At 62.4% G+C, this 19,371-nt stretch carries 15 protein-coding genes; 7 read left to right on the top strand and 8 right to left on the bottom strand.

The features are described 5' to 3' along the window. Positions 1-114 precede the first annotated feature (114 nt). Positions 115-969 (top strand): nuclease-related domain-containing protein, encoded by an 855-nt coding sequence (locus R2E40_RS14135; protein ID WP_103828713.1) that lies wholly within the window; start codon positions 115-117, stop codon positions 967-969. 54 nt (positions 970-1,023) lie between these two features. Here the strand turns inward: R2E40_RS14135 and R2E40_RS14140 are convergent, their stop codons facing one another. The 5 genes from R2E40_RS14140 to dapB all read right to left on the bottom strand — a co-directional run bounded on the left by R2E40_RS14140 (position 1,024) and on the right by dapB (position 10,401). Further along, a complete protein-coding gene (locus R2E40_RS14140) occupies positions 1,024-2,277 on the bottom strand; it encodes a DUF1615 domain-containing protein (RefSeq protein WP_412055126.1) in 1,254 nt (417 codons plus the stop codon). A 92-nt stretch (positions 2,278-2,369) separates the two neighbouring features. Further along, the gene (gene leuA / locus R2E40_RS14145; protein WP_254202079.1) at positions 2,370-4,028 is read right to left on the bottom strand and encodes a 2-isopropylmalate synthase; all 1,659 of its coding nucleotides are present in this window, start codon (positions 4,026-4,028) and stop codon (positions 2,370-2,372) included. Positions 4,029-4,511: 483 nt separating this feature from the next. Further along, on the bottom strand, positions 4,512-7,748 hold the full coding sequence (gene carB, locus R2E40_RS14150; RefSeq protein WP_318163667.1) for a carbamoyl-phosphate synthase large subunit: 3,237 nt from the start codon (positions 7,746-7,748) through the stop codon (positions 4,512-4,514). 16 nt (positions 7,749-7,764) lie between these two features. Beyond that, positions 7,765-8,901 carry a glutamine-hydrolyzing carbamoyl-phosphate synthase small subunit gene (carA, locus tag R2E40_RS14155; RefSeq protein WP_016351187.1) on the bottom strand — a complete coding sequence of 379 codons (1,137 nt, stop codon included), beginning with the start codon at positions 8,899-8,901 and terminating at the stop codon, positions 7,765-7,767. 687 nt (positions 8,902-9,588) lie between these two features. Then, positions 9,589-10,401, bottom strand: a complete 813-nt coding sequence (gene dapB, locus R2E40_RS14160; protein ID WP_043123972.1) for a 4-hydroxy-tetrahydrodipicolinate reductase — start codon at positions 10,399-10,401, stop codon at positions 9,589-9,591. A gap of 310 nt (positions 10,402-10,711) precedes the next feature. On the opposite strand from dapB, the gene R2E40_RS14165 reads away from it, so the two are divergent. From R2E40_RS14165 to serA, 4 genes are all read left to right on the top strand, one after another. Continuing rightward, positions 10,712-12,046: a Na+/H+ antiporter NhaC family protein gene (locus tag R2E40_RS14165; protein ID WP_318163668.1), complete on the top strand. Its 1,335-nt coding sequence runs from the start codon at positions 10,712-10,714 to the stop codon at positions 12,044-12,046. A gap of 132 nt (positions 12,047-12,178) precedes the next feature. Then, positions 12,179-12,778 carry a 5-formyltetrahydrofolate cyclo-ligase gene (locus R2E40_RS14170; RefSeq protein ID WP_011706539.1) on the top strand — a complete coding sequence of 200 codons (600 nt, stop codon included), beginning with the start codon at positions 12,179-12,181 and terminating at the stop codon, positions 12,776-12,778. 186 nt (positions 12,779-12,964) lie between these two features. Then, positions 12,965-13,618, top strand: coding sequence for a ribose-5-phosphate isomerase RpiA (rpiA, locus tag R2E40_RS14175; protein ID WP_011706540.1), 654 nt, complete (start codon positions 12,965-12,967; stop codon positions 13,616-13,618). A gap of 462 nt (positions 13,619-14,080) precedes the next feature. Then, on the top strand, positions 14,081-15,313 hold the full coding sequence (gene serA / locus R2E40_RS14180; RefSeq protein WP_024946386.1) for a phosphoglycerate dehydrogenase: 1,233 nt from the start codon (positions 14,081-14,083) through the stop codon (positions 15,311-15,313). A gap of 133 nt (positions 15,314-15,446) precedes the next feature. Here serA and R2E40_RS14185 read toward each other — a convergent pair whose 3' ends face one another. Beyond that, positions 15,447-15,827: a diacylglycerol kinase gene (locus R2E40_RS14185; protein WP_011706544.1), complete on the bottom strand. Its 381-nt coding sequence runs from the start codon at positions 15,825-15,827 to the stop codon at positions 15,447-15,449. Between the two features lie 155 nt (positions 15,828-15,982). Here R2E40_RS14185 and R2E40_RS14190 point away from each other — a divergent pair, with 155 nt between their 5' ends. Then, complete coding sequence (locus R2E40_RS14190; RefSeq protein WP_318163669.1) at positions 15,983-17,047, top strand: 3-deoxy-7-phosphoheptulonate synthase; 1,065 nt, start codon at positions 15,983-15,985, stop codon at positions 17,045-17,047. Positions 17,048-17,053: 6 nt separating this feature from the next. After that, a complete protein-coding gene (aac(6'), locus tag R2E40_RS14195; RefSeq protein WP_318163670.1) occupies positions 17,054-17,512 on the top strand; it encodes an aminoglycoside 6'-N-acetyltransferase in 459 nt (152 codons plus the stop codon). Between the two features lie 21 nt (positions 17,513-17,533). On the opposite strand, the gene R2E40_RS14200 is transcribed toward aac(6'), so the two are convergent. Both R2E40_RS14200 and btuC read right to left on the bottom strand, forming a co-directional pair. After that, the gene (locus R2E40_RS14200) at positions 17,534-18,319 is read right to left on the bottom strand and encodes an ATP-binding cassette domain-containing protein (protein ID WP_282467605.1); all 786 of its coding nucleotides are present in this window, start codon (positions 18,317-18,319) and stop codon (positions 17,534-17,536) included. Continuing rightward, a complete protein-coding gene (gene btuC / locus R2E40_RS14205) occupies positions 18,306-19,313 on the bottom strand; it encodes a vitamin B12 ABC transporter permease BtuC (RefSeq protein WP_318163671.1) in 1,008 nt (335 codons plus the stop codon). Before btuC ends, R2E40_RS14200 begins: the two co-directional genes overlap by 14 nt. Positions 19,314-19,371: the final 58 nt, after the last annotated feature.

The raw sequence follows: 19,371 nt of genomic DNA on the forward strand, positions 1-19,371 counted from the left end.
CTCACTTCGGCACCCCATTTTCCGGATGGCGCCAATCCTCTGGTGCCACACCAGGCTCACACCATAAGAGTGCCCCGTCACCAGGGAGAGGTATCGGGAGCGAGGAGAGATGACATGGACGTTACCGCCCTGATGGCCGTTCTGCTGAACCAGCTCTGGTTTCTGCTGCCACTGTTTTTGCTGGCCACCATCGCCAAGAGCCCCTGGTTCAAGGGCATGATCGGGGAGTGGCTGCTCAATCTCAGCATCCGGCTCTTTCTCGATCGGCAGGAATATCATCTGCTTAGCAATGTCACCTTGCCGCTCGAGCAGGGCAGCACCCAGATCGATCAGGTGATCATCTCCCGCTTCGGGGTATTCGTGATAGAAACCAAAAACATGAAAGGGTGGATCTTCGGCGATCCCAGACACAAGCGCTGGACCCAGCAGCTGTTTCGACGCCGGCACGGCTTTCAAAACCCGCTGCATCAAAACTATCTGCACCTGATGACCCTCAAATCCCTGCTGGGGCTGGCGGATCACCAGTTGCATTCCATCGTCTATTTTATTGGCGACTGCACCTTCAAGACCCCCATGCCGGAGAACGTCATGCGTCGCGGACTGATCAGCCATATCAAGAGCAAGACCACTCCCGTCTTGAGCACCGCCGACGTTGATCGGATTGTCGACACCATTCAGCAAGGCCGCTTGACCGCCAGTTGGCAAACCCACCGGCAGCATGTCACCCAGCTCAAGGCACGCCATGCCGACCCATCCGCCAACCATGTTTCCACCCGCACGCCTGTCAGGCAATCAGTTGCAAACCCACCCTCACAGAGCGTATCGCCAGCGGACAATCCACCCCCGCTCTGCCCCAGATGTGGCAGCACAATGGTATTGCGCACCGCAACTCGAGGGGAGAACAAGGGCAATCAGTTTTGGGGATGCAGCGGATTTCCAAAATGTAGAGGCATTTTGCAGGGGAATTGATCCACTTCACGACATAAAACAAAGGCGGCCCATTGGCCGCCTTTGTTATTGCAGTTACAGCGACCCCAGCCGCTTCAGACAGGTTTGCTGGCGCCACTGCACCCGCTTGGCAAACCAGGCGGTGGTGAGGTTGCGGGTGATCTTGGGGCTCTTGAGAGAGATGCCCGGCAGCACAGCGCGGGGCAACCGGCTGCCCGCCTTGCGATCGGCCAGCACGAAGACCCTGTGATAGAGATCGCTTTGGGCAAACTCGCTGGTGTCGCCGAGCTTCAGGCTCTGGTGGATGGCCTGCGTGCTCATGCTGAGCTGGCTGGCGATGGTATGCACCGCCAACTCGGTCTTGCCCGGCAGCTCGGAGTCGTAGCGAATGAGATCCCCATCCAGCGCCAGCGGCTTGCCGCTCAGCCGGCTCACCGCCGCCTGGAAGGCGGCGTTGCGGCTCGCATACCAGCCGGCATTGAAGTCGGCATAGCGGTAGAGGTGATCCGGATACTGGGCCGGGTAGTTGAGCAGGTGACGGGTGCCGAACCAGATGCCGCCACGACGACTGAACACCTCGTGGCGAATGGACTCCTTGATCGGATAGGGATAGCCATTGGTATTGGCCTCGGCAAAGGCGATGCTCACCTGCATGGGGCCGCCGGTGCGCACCGGGTTCATGTTGCCAAACAGGGTCTTGCCCATGGGCACCTCCCCTATCATGTCCTCGAAGATCTCGCTCATCTCCCGCTCGGTGCGCAACTTGTCGATGCGTTCGGCGTAAGTTTTGCCGGTGGGCGAGTTGATGGAGAGCGCAGTGCGCACCACGAACTCGGGGATCAGCAGCTTGCCGGCGCGGGCGTTGATCTCCTTCCAAGCGATCTTGCCAAGGCCCGGCACCACGGGGTCGGCCTGAAAGGTGGACTCCTGCTCCGCCACCGCCAGCACGGAGCAGACGTTCTCGTCGGTCACCGCCAGATCCTGTTTGGCGAGAGCGGTGACGATATCCTGGGCCCAGCCGTTGCGATCCACGGTGCGGGCCGGCAGCAGCCGCACGATGCGTGACTGCATGCTGGCAGGCGCCCGGGGGACCTGGGCCTTGGGCAGCGGAGCGGGTCTGGCGATGGCTGGCCCGGTGACGGCGGCGCTGCCAGGCTTGCTGGCATCGCCCTGACTGACGGGTTCACTGGCACAGGCGGCCAGCAGCAAGGTGGCCAGCAGCGGGGCCAGATAATGACGACAGACGATGAGATGAGACATGAATGCTTCCCGGTGGATGAGGCGTCCCGGCACCCGCAAAGGGTATCCGGACGCAGACAGGCAGGGCATTGTAGAGGATTGGGACGGGGAGCAGAAGCCATCAATGACAAGGGCCCCCGCCTGTGTGGCGAGGGCCCCCAAGGGTCGGGACGACGCCGGGATCAGGCGCTCTGGCGCAGCGCCTCTATCTGGGCGGCGCCATTGATCACTGCCTGCAGGGAGGCGCTGACCACGTCGCGGCCGATGGCCACCCCGCAGGTGCGGGTCCCGTCGACGCTCAGCAGCACGTAGGCGGCGGCGCGGGACTCGGTGCCGGCGCTCAAGGCATGCTCGGAGTAGTCCAGCACATCGATGTGCATCCCGGTCTGGCGCTGCCAGCCGTTGACCAGCGCCGTGATGGCTCCCTCCCCTTCACCACTCAATTGCAGCGAGCCGGTCGGGGTCTGCAGCTCGAGGCGCAGGCTCTCCTGGCTGTCGCGACCAAGCTGGAAGCGACCGATGCGATAGCCGTGGGCGGGTTCGAGATAGTGGCGCTCGAACAGGGTGCGGATCTGCTCCGGACTTATCTCGCTGCTGCAAGCCTCAGCCTCGGCCTGGACCCGGCGGCTGAAGTCAATTTGCAGCCAGCGCGGCAGTTGCAGGCCAAGGTCGCGCTCCAGCAGGTAGGTGACACCTCCCTTGCCGGACTGGCTGTTGATGCGGATCACCGCCTCGTAGCTGCGACCGAGATCGGCAGGGTCGATGGGCAGGTAAGCCACGTCCCAGTAGTGATCCGGCTTTTCCGCCGCCAGCGATTTGCGGATGGCGTCCTGGTGGCTGCCGGAAAACGCCGTGTAGACCAGCTCGCCGGCATAGGGGTGGCGCGGGTGCAGGGCAATCTGGGTGCAGGCCCCCACGGTGGCAACGATGGCATCCATGTCCGCCAGGTTGAGCTCGGGATCGATCCCCTGGCTGTAGAGGTTCATGGCCATGGTGACGATGTCCATGTTGCCGGTGCGCTCGCCGTTGCCGAGCAGGGTGCCCTCGATGCGATCCGCCCCCGCCAGCACCGCCAGCTCGGCGGCGGCCACCCCGCAGCCCCGATCGTTGTGGGTGTGAATGGAGATGCTCACCTCCGGGCGCGCCTTGAGGTGGCGGCAGAACCACTCCACCTGATCGGCAAACACGTTGGGGGTGCTCACCTCCACCGTCGCCGGCAGGTTCAGGATCATCGGGCGGGCAGCCGGGCGCCACTCGTCGATCACCGCGTCACACACCTCGACGGCAAACTCCACCTCGGTGCTGCTGAAGCTCTCCGGCGAGTACTGAAAGCTCCACTCGGTGCCGGGATTGCGGGCCGCATACTCCCGCACCCAGCGCGCCCCCTGCACGGCGATGGCCTTGACCCCTTCGCGCCCGGAGTTGAACACATAGTTGCGCTGGGTCGGGTTGACCGAGTTGTAGACATGAACGATGGCCCGCTTCGCCCCCTTGAGGGCCTCAAAGGTACGGGCAATCAGATCTTCGCGCGCCTGCACCAGCACCTGGATGGTGACGTCGTCCGGAATGAGATTGCGATCGATAAGTTCGCGCACGAAGTCGAAATCGGGCTGGGAGGCGGCCGGAAAGCCCACCTCGATGTGCTTGAAGCCGATGTGCACCATCAGCGCCCACATCTGCAGCTTCTGGGCCACCGTCATCGGCTCGACCAGCGCCTGGTTGCCGTCGCGCAGATCCACCGCGCACCAGAGCGGGGCCCGCTCCAGCACCCGGTTGGGCCACTGGCGATCCGCCAGATTGATGACGGGGGCACGGCGGTATTTGCGATGATCGAAGCTCATATTCTGATTCCCTTGGCAGATGTCCTGGCGGTACGGCTGGGCTGATTGACGGGGACAAGGAGGGGAAGCGGGTTGGCGCGGTAACGCTGGCCCTGGCCGGTCGTGCGGCGGTAGCCCCACGCCCGGTTTCCTGTGGCCCCTTCCGGTAAGTGGGGGCCGGCCGCACAACCCGATAAGGCTGCGGGCCCGATCTGCTCGCCCTGCGTTGGCAGGCGCAGACGACCTGGGTCGATAAATCCTGTGACGAGAAACCAGTATAGAGAGGCGACGCGGGCGAGAGATTGCAAAGAACGCTGTCAAATACATCTATTGCGCAATCATTGCGACACTTTCTGCTTCACGGTGGTGAATATCACCCAGAGCCTGTTGCTCGGTGACGCCGGTTACCATGGCTCCCAATCTCTTTGCCAATAAAAAACCCCGCCATCGCTGACGGGGTTTTATCGGGTCACGAAGGAGGCGTCCCTCCTTCATCACTCGGTCTTAGCGGCTTTTCAGCTGGCTCTCGACCTTCTGGTGCAGCTCCTGCACCGAGTTGACGTTGGCGGTGGCATCCACGCTGATGGCCATGCAGGTGGCAAACGCCTCATTCATGGTGGTGGTATACGCCACCTTGTTCTGCAAGGCGGCGCGACGCAGTTGCTTGGAGTCCTGGATCGCCACCCGCCCTTCGGCGGTGTTGACGATGTAGGTGTACTCGCCATTCTTGATGCGGTCGAGAATGTGCGGGCGACCTTCATGCACCTTGTTGACCAGGCGCGGGTTGATGCTCGCTTCACCCAGTGCGACTGCGGTACCGTGAGTGGCATCCAGCTCGTAGCCCAGCTCCAGCAGCTTGGCAGCCAAATCGACCACCTGCGCCTTGTCGCTGTGACGCACTGACAAGAGGGCACGGCCCTCTTTCGGTACGGCGTGGTTGGCCCCCAGCTGCGCCTTGGCATAGGCCTCGGCGAAGCTGCTGCCCACCCCCATTACCTCACCGGTAGAGCGCATCTCCGGCCCCAGCAGCGGGTCAACCCCCGGGAACTTGGCGAACGGCAGCACCACCTCTTTCACCGAGTAGTAGGGCGGGATGATCTCTTTGGTAAAGCCCTGTTCTTGCAGCGACTGGCCGGCCATCACACGAGCGGCAATCTTGGCCAGCGGGGCACCGGTCGCCTTGGAGACGAACGGCACGGTACGGGCGGCACGCGGGTTCACCTCGATGAGGTAGATGTCATCGCCCTTGACCGCGAACTGCACGTTCATCAGGCCGATAACGCCGAGCTCCAGCGCCAGCTTGCGCACCTGCTCACGGATCTCGTCCTGAATCTTCTTGGACAAGGTATAAGGAGGCAGGGAGCAACCGGAGTCACCGGAGTGGATACCGGCCTGCTCGATATGCTCCATGATGCCGCCGATGACCACATCCACGCCGTCGCAGATGGCATCCACGTCCAGCTCAGTCGCATCGTCCAGGAAGCGGTCCAGCAGTACCGGCGATTCGTTGGAGACGCTCACCGCCTCGGCGAAGTAGCGACGCAGATCCTGCTCGTCATAGACGATTTCCATCGCGCGGCCACCCAGCACGTAAGAGGGGCGAACCACCAGCGGGTAGGTAATACGCTCGGCCAGCAGCACGGCCTGCTCCAGCGCGGTGACGGTGCCGTTTTCCGGCTGCTTGAGGCCTAGGCGCTCGACGGCAGACTGGAAGCGCTCGCGATCTTCGGCGCGGTCGATGGCATCCGGGCTGGTACCGATAATCGGCACACCGTTGGCTTCCAACGCCCGTGCAAGCTTCAGCGGGGTCTGGCCACCGTACTGGACAATCACACCCTTGGGTTTTTCGATGCGCACGATTTCCAGCACATCTTCCAGGGTGACCGGTTCGAAGTAGAGACGGTCGGAAGTGTCGTAATCGGTGGAGACGGTCTCCGGGTTGCAGTTGACCATGATGGTCTCATAACCGTCTTCACGCAGGGCCAGCGCCGCGTGCACGCAGCAGTAGTCGAACTCGATACCCTGACCGATACGGTTCGGGCCGCCGCCGATGATCATGATCTTGTCGCGGTTGCTCGGGGCCGCTTCGCACTCCTCGTCATAGCTGGAGTACATGTAGGCGGTGTTGGTGGCGAACTCGGCGGCGCAGGTATCGACCCGCTTGTAGACCGGGAAGATGTTGTGGCGGGCACGCAGTTTGCGCACTTCCCCTTCGGCCACACCGAGGATCTTGGCCAGACGGGCATCGGCAAAGCCTTTGCGCTTGAGGGCACGCAGGAAGTCGGCATCCAGACCGGCCATGCCGCGCTCTTTCACCTCTTCTTCCAGCTTCACCAGCTCTTCAATCTGTACCAGGAACCAGGGGTCAATCTTGGTCAGCTTAAAGATGCCATCCATGGAGAGACCGGCGCGGAACGCATCGGCGATGTAGAAGATACGGTCGCTACCGGCATCCTGCAGTTCGTGACGGATGCGGGTCAGGGAGTCCGGGGCGTTCAGATCCACCATGGGGTCGAAGCCGGTCTTGCCGGTCTCGAGGCTGCGCAACGCCTTGTGCAGGGACTCCTGGAAGTTACGGCCGATAGCCATCACTTCGCCGACCGATTTCATCTGGGTAGTCAGACGGTCGTTGGCACCGGCGAACTTCTCGAAGTTGAAGCGTGGCACCTTGGTGACCACGTAGTCGATGGCCGGCTCGAAGGAGGCCGGAGTGCGACCGCCGGTGATGTCGTTCATCAGCTCGTCGAGGGTGTAACCGATGGCGAGCTTGGCGGCGATCTTGGCGATGGGGAAACCGGTCGCCTTGGAGGCCAGCGCGGAGGAGCGCGACACCCGCGGGTTCATCTCGATGATGACCATGCGGCCATCTTTCGGGTTGATACCGAACTGGACGTTGGAGCCGCCGGTCTCGACGCCGATCTCGCGCAGCACCGCCATGGAGGCGTTGCGCATCAGCTGGTACTCCTTGTCGGTCAGCGTCTGGGCTGGCGCGACCGTGATGGAGTCACCGGTGTGGATACCCATGGGGTCGAAGTTTTCGATGGCGCAGACGATGATGCAGTTGTCGTTGCGATCCCGTACTACCTCCATCTCGTACTCTTTCCAGCCGATGAGCGACTCGTCGATGAGCAGCTCTTTGGTCGGCGACAAGTCCAGACCACGCTCGCAAATTTCGACGAACTCTTCGGTGTTGTAGGCGATGCCGCCACCGGAGCCGCCCATGGTAAAGGAGGGACGGATGATGCAGGGGAAGCCGACCATCTGCTGCACGCCCCACGCCTCTTCCATGTTGTGGGCGATGCCGGCACGCGGGCACTCCAGGCCAATGCTGCGCATCGCCTTGTCAAAGCGGGAGCGGTCTTCAGCCTTGTCGATGGCGTCGGCGGTGGCGCCGATCATCTCGACACCGAACTCGGCCAGCACGCCGTGCTTCTCCAGCGCCAATGCGCAGTTGAGCGCAGTCTGGCCACCCATGGTGGGCAGGATGGCGTCCGGGCGCTCTTTCTTGATGATCTCGCGCACTACTTCCCAGGTGATGGGCTCGATGTAGGTGGCGTCCGCCATCTCCGGGTCGGTCATGATGGTGGCCGGGTTGGAGTTGACCAGAATGACGCGGTAGCCCTCCTCGCGCAGTGCTTTGCAGGCCTGGGCGCCGGAGTAGTCGAATTCGCAGGCCTGGCCGATGACGATGGGGCCGGCGCCGAGGATCAGGATGCTCTGAAGGTCGTTACGTTTTGGCATGGCTTCTCTTTTCCTCTTAAGCGCGATACTGCTTGATCAATTCAATAAAGTGGTCGAACAGACCGGCACAATCGTGCGGGCCCGGGCTCGCTTCGGGGTGACCCTGGAAGCTGAAGGCCGGACGGTCGGTGCGATGGATGCCCTGCAGTGACCCGTCGAACAGGGAGACGTGGGTCGCGCGCAGGCAATCCGGCAGGGTCTGCTCGTCCACCGCAAAGCCGTGGTTCTGGGCGGTGATCATGACGGTGTTGTCGTCCAGGCTCTTCACCGGGTGGTTGGCACCGTGGTGACCAAACTTCATCTTGATGGTCTTGGCGCCGGAGGCCAGACCCAGCAGCTGGTGACCCAGGCAGATGCCGAACACCGGAATATTGGTCTTGAGGAAGGCCTCGATGGCCTCGATGGCGTAGTCGCACGGCTCGGGATCGCCGGGGCCGTTGGAGAGGAAGATGCCATCGGGGTTCAGCGCCAGTACCTCGGCAGCCGGGGTCTTGGCAGGCACCACGGTCAGGCGGCAGCCACGGTCCACCAGCATGCGCAGGATGTTGCGCTTGACGCCAAAGTCATAGGCCACCACGTGGTATTTGAGCTGGTCGGCAGCCGGGGTGACGTGCCCCTTGCCAAGCTGCCAGCTGCCTTCGGTCCAGTTGTACGCCTCGCCAACCGTCACCTCTTTGGCCAGATCCATCCCCTTCAGGCCGGGGAAGGCGCGGGCCTGTTCGAGGGCATAGGCTTCATCAACCTGTTTCCCGGCCAGAATGCAGCCAGCCTGGGCGCCTTTCTCGCGCAGGATGCGGGTCAGTTTGCGGGTGTCGATGTCGGCGATGCCAACGATGTTGTGAGACTTGAGGTATTCGGAGAGGGATTGCTGATTGCGGAAATTGGAGGCAAGTATCGGAAGGTCCCGGATGATCAATCCCTGCGCGTGGATTTGACTGGACTCTTCATCTTCGCTGTTGGTGCCGGTGTTGCCTATATGGGGGTAAGTGAGGGTGACTATCTGACGGGAATAAGAGGGATCGGTGAGAATTTCCTGATAGCCCGTCATCGACGTATTGAAAACCACTTCACCAACGGAACATCCCTCGGCGCCTATCGACACGCCTTTGAACACAGTTCCATCTTCCAGCACTAGCAATGCAGTGTGATTCAAGACAACCTCCAGTTATTTAGCTTTAAATTCAGCAATTTACCTGGGTGTTGCGGGCTCGGTTCCGGCCTTGGACAGGACTCGAACCCGGCAGATTTCTGGCAAATTGGGCGCATTCTACTTAAAAACGATCGCATTTCAACGTCTTTTCTCATCTGAAATGCATCTAAATTCAATAAACAAGCAACATTACCCATTATCTATGCACTCAATCGCTTTGCAACCCCCACCCTGAAAAGAAAAGGCAAAAGTTGCTACCAATCCAGACCAAGAGACCAACATTGATACAAAAACCAATTTTTAATCCTTAAAAAACAACACAGTGAAGTTTCATATAAAAAATCTCAATGCCTTAAAACAGCTTTTTGAGGGAGGATGAGTGGCCTTGAAAAATGGAAAACGTTTTTCTATGTTTGAATTTTTAGTCTGTTTTGGTGGATGTAAAAAAATGCCCTGACAGGGGCTGTTGAGGCCCAATTTCGTTACCAGCCGATGACATTTGTGCAATGGCAGATCCAGCGCAGCAGCAGAGAGGAAGGATTTATGCCACTTCGCATGAAAATCGCTGCGTAAGCGGCATTTATACAAATCACCAATAAAAAACCCCGCATGAGCGGGGTTTTTAGCAGACAAACGGGCCGGGCAGCCTCTTCGTGCGCACCACGGGTGCCGTGATGTCAGTGGATGTGGTTACTTGAGGCCGAGCACGTCCTGCATGTCATAGAGGCCGGCGCCCTGCCCCTTGAGCCACTTGCCGGCGCGCACCGCACCGTTGGCGAAGGTGAGGCGGCTGGAGGCCTTGTGGCTGATCTCCACCCGCTCGCCGATGTCGGCGAACATGACGGTGTGCTCCCCCACCAGATCGCCGGCGCGAATGGTGGCAAAGCCGATGGTGTTGCGATCCCGCTCGCCGGTGATCCCCTCGCGGCCGTAGACGGCGCACTCTTTCAAGTCACGTCCGAGCGTCTTGGCCACCACCTCGCCCATGGAGAGCGCGGTGCCGGACGGTGCATCCACCTTGTGTCTGTGGTGCCCCTCGATGATCTCGATGTCGGTGTAATCCCCCATCACCCTGGCGGCCTGCTCCAGCAGCTTGAACACCAGGTTGACGCCGACCGAGTAGTTGGAGGCGAAGACGATGCCAATTTCGCCGGCGGCAGCCTTGAGCGCCGCTTTGCCCGCGTCGTCAAAGCCGGTGGTGCCGATCACCATCTGCTTGTGGTGAGCCCGGGCGAAGGCCAGGTTGGCCAGGGTTACCTCGGGGCGGGTGAAGTCGATGATGAGATCAAACTCGTCCCGTACCTTGTCCAGGCTGTCGCTGATGATGACGCCGAGCCGACCCAGCCCGTTGAGTTCGCCGGCATCCAGCCCGATCACGGCGGAGCCCGGTCGCTCCAGCGCCGCCCCGACCACCACGCCTTCGGCATGGCTGATCGCCTCCAGCAGCACCTTGCCCATACGACCATTACAGCCCATCACGGCCACACGGATCGGATTGTCCATCTCCACCCTCTCATCTCTATTAAGGAAAGAGACCGTTTTACCAGCCTGCGCCCGCTTTGAAAAGCCCGCCGTGGCCGCCGTTAGCCACCCGAAAATTCAACAACATATCTCTTTAAATCCGAATATTTGACGGATTTAATCAATTAGGCAAAATCACCAGACAAAAAGCAGTATCCATCTGGACGGCTATCTTGACCCGGCGGGCACGACTCACTACTGTAGACGCCCCATAGCGGCAGGATGCCCGCCACGCTCACCCCACTGCGGGCTGGCTGAGACAGGGAGGTCATGTTCAACCATCGAGGAACACATGATCCAGACTCAACCCAGCGCCAGAGCCCTGCTGCCTCTGCTGGTCTTTCTTGCTCTCTTTATCGGTACCGGCACCTGGCTGACCCTGCAGGAGGTCGAGTTCGCCTTCTATCAGCTGCCCGCCCCCGTCGCCGCCCTCCCCGCCGTCATGCTGGCGCTGGTGCTGGGCAAGGAGGGATTCAACAAGAACCTCGAGACCTTCTTCAAGGGGGTCGGTGACAGCAACATCATGGCGATGTGCCTCATCTATCTGCTGGCGGGTGCCTTCGCCACCGTGGCCAAGGCCACCGGCGGGGTGGATGCCACGGTCGCGCTCGGCCTCTCCCTCATCCCCGGCTGGTTCCTGTTGCCGGGGCTGTTCCTCATCTCCGCCTTCATCGCCACCGCCATGGGTACCTCCATGGGCACCATCGGCGCCGTGGCACCGGTGGCGCTGGGCGTGGCCCAGGCTGCCGGCATCGATCCGGTGCTGATGGCCGGTACCATCCTCTCTGGCGCCATGTTTGGTGACAACCTCTCCATCATCTCCGACACCACCATTGCGGCCACCCGCAGCCAGGGCTGCGAGATGAAGGACAAGTTTCGCGAGAACTTCAAGATTGCCGCTCCGGCCGCCATCGGGGTGATCCTGCTCTATCTGACCCTGGGGTCGGTCGGGGATGCCCCCGCCACCGAGGCCCATGTCGAGCTGCTCAAGGTGATGCCCTACCTGCTGATCCTGGTGCTGGCCCTCTCTGGCATGAACGTCTTCATGGTGCTGGGGCTCGGCATTCTGGCGGCCGGCGGAGTCGGCCTGCTGGGGGATTACCCCCTCGGCCAGTTCAGCAAGGATATCTATCAGGGCTTCACCGGCATGCAGGAGATCTTCCTGCTCTCCATGCTGATCGGCGGCCTCGGCGCCCTGATGGAGCGCCAGGGGGGGCTGGCCTGGATAAGCGCCCGCATCAGCGCCCTCATCGCCCGCTTCACCCGTCAGCACGACGGCGAGCAGAACGAGAAGGCGGCCGAGCTCGGCATCGCCGGGGTGGTGAGCCTCACCAACCTCTGCACCGCCAACAACACGGTGGCCATCATAGTCGCCAGCAAGGTGGCCAAGGAGCTGGCGGATCATCACGGGGTCACCCCGCGCCGCGCCGCCTCCATGCTCGACATCTTCTCCTGCGTGGTGCAGGGGCTAATCCCCTGGGGTGCTCAGGCACTGCTGCTGGGCTCCATCTTCGCCCTCTCGCCGCTGGCAGTGGTGAGCATGAGCTTCTACCCCATGGCGCTGGCGCTGGCCGCCCTGGTGGCGGTGTTCGTCAAGCACCAGATGCGCAAAGCCGCCCACGCCTGATAGTGCGGCCGCCGGGTCCCCGAGGATCCGGCGGCCGAGCCGCGCTGTTCAACCCGGCGCGGCCTTGTTAAGGTGATCGCCTGTCAGCGCGATCCGCTCGTCGCCCCCCGCCCGTTCATCAGAGGAGCCCCCATGCCGGATACCCAGCCTGAAAGACAATCCCTGCGCCAACTCATCCGCCAGCGCAGAAAAAGCCTGACCCAGGCCGAGCAGCAGCAGGCGGCCCAGCAGCTGGTTGCCCAGTTCAAGCAGCATCCCGAGATCCTGGCGGCCAAACGCATCGCCCTCTATCTGGCCAACGACGGCGAGCTCAATCCCCTGCCCGCCATCCACTGGCTGTGGGCCCAGCAAAAAGAGGTCTACCTGCCGGTGCTGCACCCCTTCACCCCGGGTCACCTGCTCTTCTTGCGCTACACCGCCACCAGCCCCATGACCCGCAACCGTTACGGCATCGCCGAACCTGAGCTCGACATGCAGCAGGTGGTGCCCCACAGCACCCTCGATCTGATTTGCACCCCGCTGGTGGCGTTCGATGCGGCAGGCAACCGGCTCGGCATGGGCGGCGGTTACTACGATCGCACCCTCGCCTGCTGGCATGAACATCGGCTCGGCCCCAAGCCGCTGGGGCTCGCCCACGACTGCCAGCAGGTGGACGCGGTGCCGCAGGAAGAGTGGGACGTGCCGCTGCCCCAGATCATCACCCCCAGCCGCTGCTGGCACTTTCCCGGCTAGGACCATCCGCCCCCCTCTGCCGCGATCGTCACTCCCTGCTGCCACCGCCATGGTGCAATGACATGGCGCAATAAACAGGCAAACGATTTACATCTTGCGAGTTTTTGGCCCGGAACGTGAGCTGGGTGGTCGCTCTGGGGGGGCGGCTTGGATATAATGCGGCCGCTTTTTTCCAAAGGATCGATCATGACTCAAGATGAAATGAAGAAGGCGGCCGGTTGGGCTGCGCTCAAGTATGTGGTTCCCGGCACCATCGTCGGGGTAGGCACCGGCTCTACCGTCAACCACTTCATCGATGCACTGGCGACCATGAAGGACGAGATCAAGGGGGCGGTATCCAGCTCCGTGGCCTCCACCGAACGCCTCAAGGGCTTCGGCATCACAGTGTATGACCTCAACGAGATCGACGCCCTCTCCGTCTACGTGGACGGTGCCGACGAGATCAACGGCACCCGCGACATGATCAAGGGCGGCGGCGCAGCCCTCACCCGCGAGAAGATCGTCGCCGCCGTGGCCGACAAGTTCATCTGCATCATCGACAACACCAAGACGGTCGACGTGCTCGGCACCTTCCCGCTGCCGGTGGAAGTGATCCCCATGGCCCGCGAATACGTGGCCCGCGAGATCAGAAAGCTCGGCGGCAACCCGGTCTGGCGTGAAGGGGTGGTCACCGACAACGGCAACCACATCCTGGACGTGAAAGGCATGGCCATCACCGACGCCAAGGGGCTGGAAGTGCAGCTCAATGCCATCGTCGGCACCGTCACCAACGGCCTGTTCGCCCACCGCGGTGCAGACGTGGTGCTGATTGGTACTCCCGACGGGGTCATCACCCAATAAGGTTGCCTGCCAAGACGCAGCTCAATGGCATCATGGTCGGCACCGTCACCCACGGTATGTTCGCCCACCGCGGTGCAGACGTGGTGCTGATTGGTACTCCCGACGGGGTCATCACCCAATAAGGTTGCCTGCCAAGAGGCAGCTCAACGGCATCATGGTCAGCACCGTCACCCACGGTCTGTTTGCCCACCACGGTGCGGATGTGGTGCTGATTGGTACTCCCGACGGGGTCATCACCCAATAAGGTGCCTGCCAAGATACCCCAATGAAAGACGGCGCCCCATGGCGCCGTTTTTATTGGTTGCTCAATGAGTTGCAAACCCTCGTTTACAACTATCGTTGAAAACTTCAAAGAATTTGACTTTCGTCACAAATATTCCCTCTCCCAAACGTTTTTGCTACTTTACGGTTTTCTTCACACACCATATCTGCACTCACTTTTGCAAACATAGAGGGATCGTCATGACTGCCAAGTTTTCACTGGACAAGGATAAAATCAAGGTACTGCTGCTGGAGGGGGTTCACCCCAACACGGTGGAAACCTTTCGTGCCGCAGGTTATACCAGTGTGGAGTATCTGAAGACCTCTCTCTCCGAAGAAGATCTGATCGAGCGCATTCGTGACGTGCATTTCGTGGGGCTGCGCTCGCGCACCCAGATCACCGAGAAGGTGCTGGATGCCGCCAACAAGCTGGTGGCCATCGGCTGCTTCTGCATCGGTACCAACCAGGTCGAGCTCGACGCCGCCCATCTACGCGGCATCCCGGTGTTCAACGCCCCCTTCTCCAACACCCGTTCGGTGGCCGAACTGGTGCTGGGCGAGATCCTGCTGCTGCTGCGCGGCATCCCGGAGAAGAACGCCAAGTGCCATCGCGGTGTGTGGGAAAAGCTAGCCAACCGCTCGGTGGAAGCCCGTGGCAAGAAACTCGGCATCATCGGCTACGGCCACATCGGTACCCAGCTCGGCATCATCGCCGAGAGCATCGGCATGAAGGTCTACTACTACGACATCGAGAACAAACTCTCCCTGGGCAACGCCATCCAGGTGCCGAGCATGGTCGAGCTGCTCAACATGTCCGATGTCATCAGTCTGCACGTGCCTGAGACCGCCTCCACCAAGGATCTGATCGGTGCCGAGCAACTGCGCATGATGAAACCGGGCGCCATCTTCATCAACGCCTCCCGCGGCACCGTGGTGGATATCGATGCCCTGGCCGATGTCATCAAGAGCGGCCACATCTCCGGCGCCGCCATCGACGTCTTCCCCAGCGAGCCCAAGTCCAATGACGAGGAGTTTCTGACTCCGCTGCGCGGGCTGGACAACGTGATCCTGACCCCCCACATCGGCGGCTCCACCCAGGAAGCCCAGGAGAACATCGGGCTGGAAGTGGCCAACAAGCTGGTCAAATACTCGGACAACGGCTCCACCCTCTCCGCCGTCAACTTCCCCGAGGTCTCCCTGCCCGGCCACAAGGGCTCCAGCCGCCTGCTGCACATTCACCGCAACCAGCCCGGCGTGATGAACCAGATCAACCAGATCTTCGCCGACGAGGGGATCAACATCGCCGGTCAATACCTGCAGACCAGCAGCCACATCGGCTACGTGGTGATCGACGTGGAGACCGAGCACAGCGAGAAGGCGCTGGCCAAGCTCAAGGAGATCGGCGGCACCATCCGTGCCCGCATCCTGCACTGATTGGCCTGCAGAGCCGTCCAGCAAAAAGCCCGTCGTGATGACGGGCTTTTTTATGCTGCAGCGCCTGAATCCTGTTCGCCCCCTGCTCCCCTCGCGGTAGCAGGAAAATAGGCGATAGAAAATGCGGCCTGACTTACCACCAACCCAGCAGGTTGCGGCCAACCAAAGCGCCCCACACCAGGGCGTTCAGGGCCAGCGCGATAAAGACGGCGGCGGAGCCCAGATCCTTGGCGCGACCGGAGAGCTCATGATGTTCGGAGCCGATGCGATCTACCACCGCCTCAACCGCGGAGTTGAGCACCTCGACGATCACCACCAGCCAGCTGATGCAGACCAGCAGCAGGATTTGCTCGAGGGTATCTCCAATCCAGAACGCCAGCGGCATCAACAGCAGGATCAGCATCAGCTCCTGCCGGAAGGCCGCCTCGTTGATCCAGGCTGACTTGAGCCCCTTCATGCTGTAACCGGTTGCATTGATGATGCGGGTGACCCCGGTTGCCCCTGGCTTTGCCACGCTATCTACCTCATTTGGAATCGTTTTGGGGCTCACATCCTATCAGAGCCCCTCGAGGTTTCCATCAGGGGTTTTTTGCTTTATTTTATCCCTTTGCCTCTTCGGCACTCAGTCATTGCTACTGCCCACGCCACCCATTTCGAGAATCGAGTCGTATGTCCATTCACACCGATGAATTGCGCACCCGTCGCCTGGAGTCCCTGATCACTCCCAGCGAACTGGCGCACGCCTTCCCGTTAAGCGACACCGTTGCCCAGAATCTGCTGGATGCCCGCCGCGAAGTGGAAGCGATCCTGGCCGGTGAGGATCAGCGCCTGCTGGTCATCATCGGTCCCTGCTCCATTCACGATCCGGCCGCCGCCCACGAGTACGCCCTGCGCCTCAATGCCCTGCGCGAGCAGTATAAAGAGAGCCTGTGCATCGTGATGCGCACCTATTTCGAGAAGCCGCGCACCATCGTCGGCTGGAAAGGCCTCATCAATGATCCGCGCCTCGATGGCAGCTTCGACGTCAACGAAGGGCTGAAACTGGCCCGCAAGCTGCTGGTGGACATCAACGCCCTCGGCATGCCCACCGCCACCGAGTTCCTCGACATGGTGACCGGCCAGTACATCAGTGATCTCATCACCTGGGGCGCCATCGGCGCGCGCACCACCGAATCCCAGGTGCACCGCGAGATGGCCTCTGCCCTCTCCTGCCCGGTCGGCTTCAAGAACGGCACCGACGGCAACACCCGCATCGCCATCGATGCGGTGCGCGCCGCCCGTCACAGCCACATCTTCTACTCCCCGGACAAGGACGGCAAGATGACCATCTACCGCACCGCCGGCAACCCCTATGGCCATGTGATCCTGCGCGGCGGCCACCGCCCCAACTACGACACCGCCAGCATCGATGAAGCGTGCGAAGCGCTGGCCGACGTCGACCTGCCCGAGCGGCTGGTGGTGGATTTCAGCCACGGCAACAGCATGAAGGATCACCGTCGCCAGCTGCTGGTGGCGCAGGACATCTGCGATCAGCTGCGCCGCGGCCGCACCGGCATCGCCGGCATCATGGCCGAGAGCTTCCTGGTGGAAGGGCGGCAGGATGTGGAGAACGGCTGCGCCGTCACCTTCGGCCAGAGCATCACCGATGCCTGCCTCTCCTGGAGCGACACCGAAACCCTGCTGGCCATGCTGGCCGAGGCCGCCCAGGTGCGCCTTGCCAAGCAGCAGGCCTGAGTGCGGATGACGAACGCCGACTGGCGGATCGTGCCTCTCGACAAGACGCGGCTGGCACAGTGGGCAATCCTGCGCCAGCAGTTGTGGCCGCACCACGCACTCTCGGCCCATCTGCAGGAAGGGGCCGAGCTGCTGGCCGCTGCCCATCTCAACGCCTTTCTGGTGCTGGATGCGCAGAGCCAGGCGGTGGCCTTTGCCGATGCGGCCCTGCGCCGCGATTACGTGAACGGCTGCGAGAGCAGCCCTGTGGTCTATCTGGAAGGGGTCTATGTGCAGCCGGCTTCGCGCCGGCGCGGGTTGGCCCAGGCCTTGATTGCCCGGGTGGCCCAGTGGGGCCGCGAGCTGGGTTGTCGCGAGCTGGCCTCCGATGCCGCCATCGACAACCTCGCCTCCCAGCAGTTGCACCAGCGGCTCGGCTTTACCGAAACGGAGCGGGTCGTCTTCTTCAAAAAGGCCCTCGGCTGACGCCAGGGCCTTGTTTGTTTCTCACAGGCTCGGCATAAACCAGACCCGGCCGCCCGCCTCGATGCGATCGGTCTTTATCTGAAACACCTGCGCCAGCAGCGCCTCGTCCACCAGCTCGACGCCCCCCTCCCGCACCACCCGTCCCTGTTGCAGACAGAGCAGGCGATCGGCCCAGTCGATGGCCAGGTTGATGTCGTGGATGGCGAGCACCACCAGCAACCCCTGCCCGGCCAGCTGCTTGAGCAGCCGCAGCAGCGCCAGCTGATGGTGCAGATCCAGCCCCGCCAGCGGTTCGTCCAGCAGCAGTACCCGTCCGCCAGGGTTGAGGCTCGGCCACACCTGCAGCAGGGTGCGGGCGATCAGCACCCGCTGCTGCTCCCCGCCCGACAGGCGGCTGAAGTCCCGCGCCAGCAAGGCTTCCAGCTCCAGCGCCTGACACAGCGCCTGAATGGCCTCGTTCTGTCTGCTCGCAGGTTGAGCCTCATCGAGCCCCAGGCTCAGCACCTGAAACACCGGGATATGGAACAGCTGGGGCTGGCGCTGGGGCAACATGGCGCGCCGCTGTGCCAGTGCCGGCCAGCTCAAGTCCGCCAGCGACTCCCCGCCGATGCGCACCTCCCCTTGCCCCGGCAAGAGGCCGGCCAGGGCGCCGAGCAGGGTCGACTTGCCGCTGCCGTTGGGGCCGAGCAGGGCCACCAGCTGGCCCCCCTGCCAGGCAAGGTCGAGGGGCACGAGCCGGTTGGCGACGGCCAGGGCGCGGGCCGCCAGCAAGGGGGACTGACCCCCGAGGTGATCAGCTGCTGGCATGGGCATCTTGCCTCAACAACAGATAGATGAAGAGCGGGGCGCCGACCGAGGCGGTGATGACCCCGATGGGCAGCTCCCCCGCCTGCAGGACGGAGCGAGCGATGAGATCGGCCGCCAGCAGCAGGGCGCCGCCCCCCAGCGCCGAGGCAGGCAACAGGAAGCGCTGATCGCTGCCGCCACAGAGCCGCAGCAGATGGGGCACCACCAGGCCGACGAAGCCGATGACGCCGCACAGCGCCACCGCCATCCCGGTGAGCAGGCACACCGCCAGCACCAGCCGCACCCGCATCTTGTCCACATCAAGCCCCATCAGGCGGGCCTGGGTCTCTCCCAGCAGCAGTTGCTGCAGCGCCTTGCCCTGCCAACCAAGCCAGCCGAGGGCGAGCGGGAACAGCAGCCACCACCAGGCCAGTTGCTGGCTACCGTAGGCCAGGCTGCCCATCATCCAGAACATGAATTCACGCAAGGAGCCGTCATCGGCAAAGTACATCAGCCAGGTCATGGCGGCGTTGGTGAGGATGCCGATGGCCACCCCGAACAGCAGCAGCCGGGCATGGCCGAGCCGGGCCCGGCGCGCCAGCCGAATGAGCAGCATGGTCACCAGCAGGGCGCCGCCAAAAGCCGCCAGCGACAACCCCCAGCCGGGCAGATAGACGCCGAGGGCCTTGGCCACCGCCATCGCCACCATGGCGGCCAATCCCGCCCCGCTCGAGACGCCGAGCAGGCCGGGTTCGGCCACCGGGTTGTGCAGCATCACCTGCAGCACGGCACCACCGCAAGCGAGCGCCGCCCCCGCCAACAGGGCCAGCAGGGCGCGCGGCAGGCGCAGCTCCAGCAGGATGCGCTGCTCGAGATCCCCCAGCGGCTGCCAGGGCAGCAAGACGAATTCGCCCCAGACGAGGGAGCAGAGGAACAGCGCCAGGGTCAGCAGCAGCAGGCCGAGCAACCAGCGCCGCTGCCAGCGCTGCTGGCGGGCGAGCAAAGAGAGATACACAGGGGCTCTCCGAAGGTGAGAACGAGCCGGCGCCAGAGCCTGTCGAGCAGCTGGCGCG

Source organism: Aeromonas sp. CD (assembly GCF_033349375.1).
In the GTDB taxonomy this organism is placed as follows: Bacteria; Pseudomonadota; Gammaproteobacteria; order Enterobacterales; family Aeromonadaceae; genus Aeromonas; species Aeromonas hydrophila.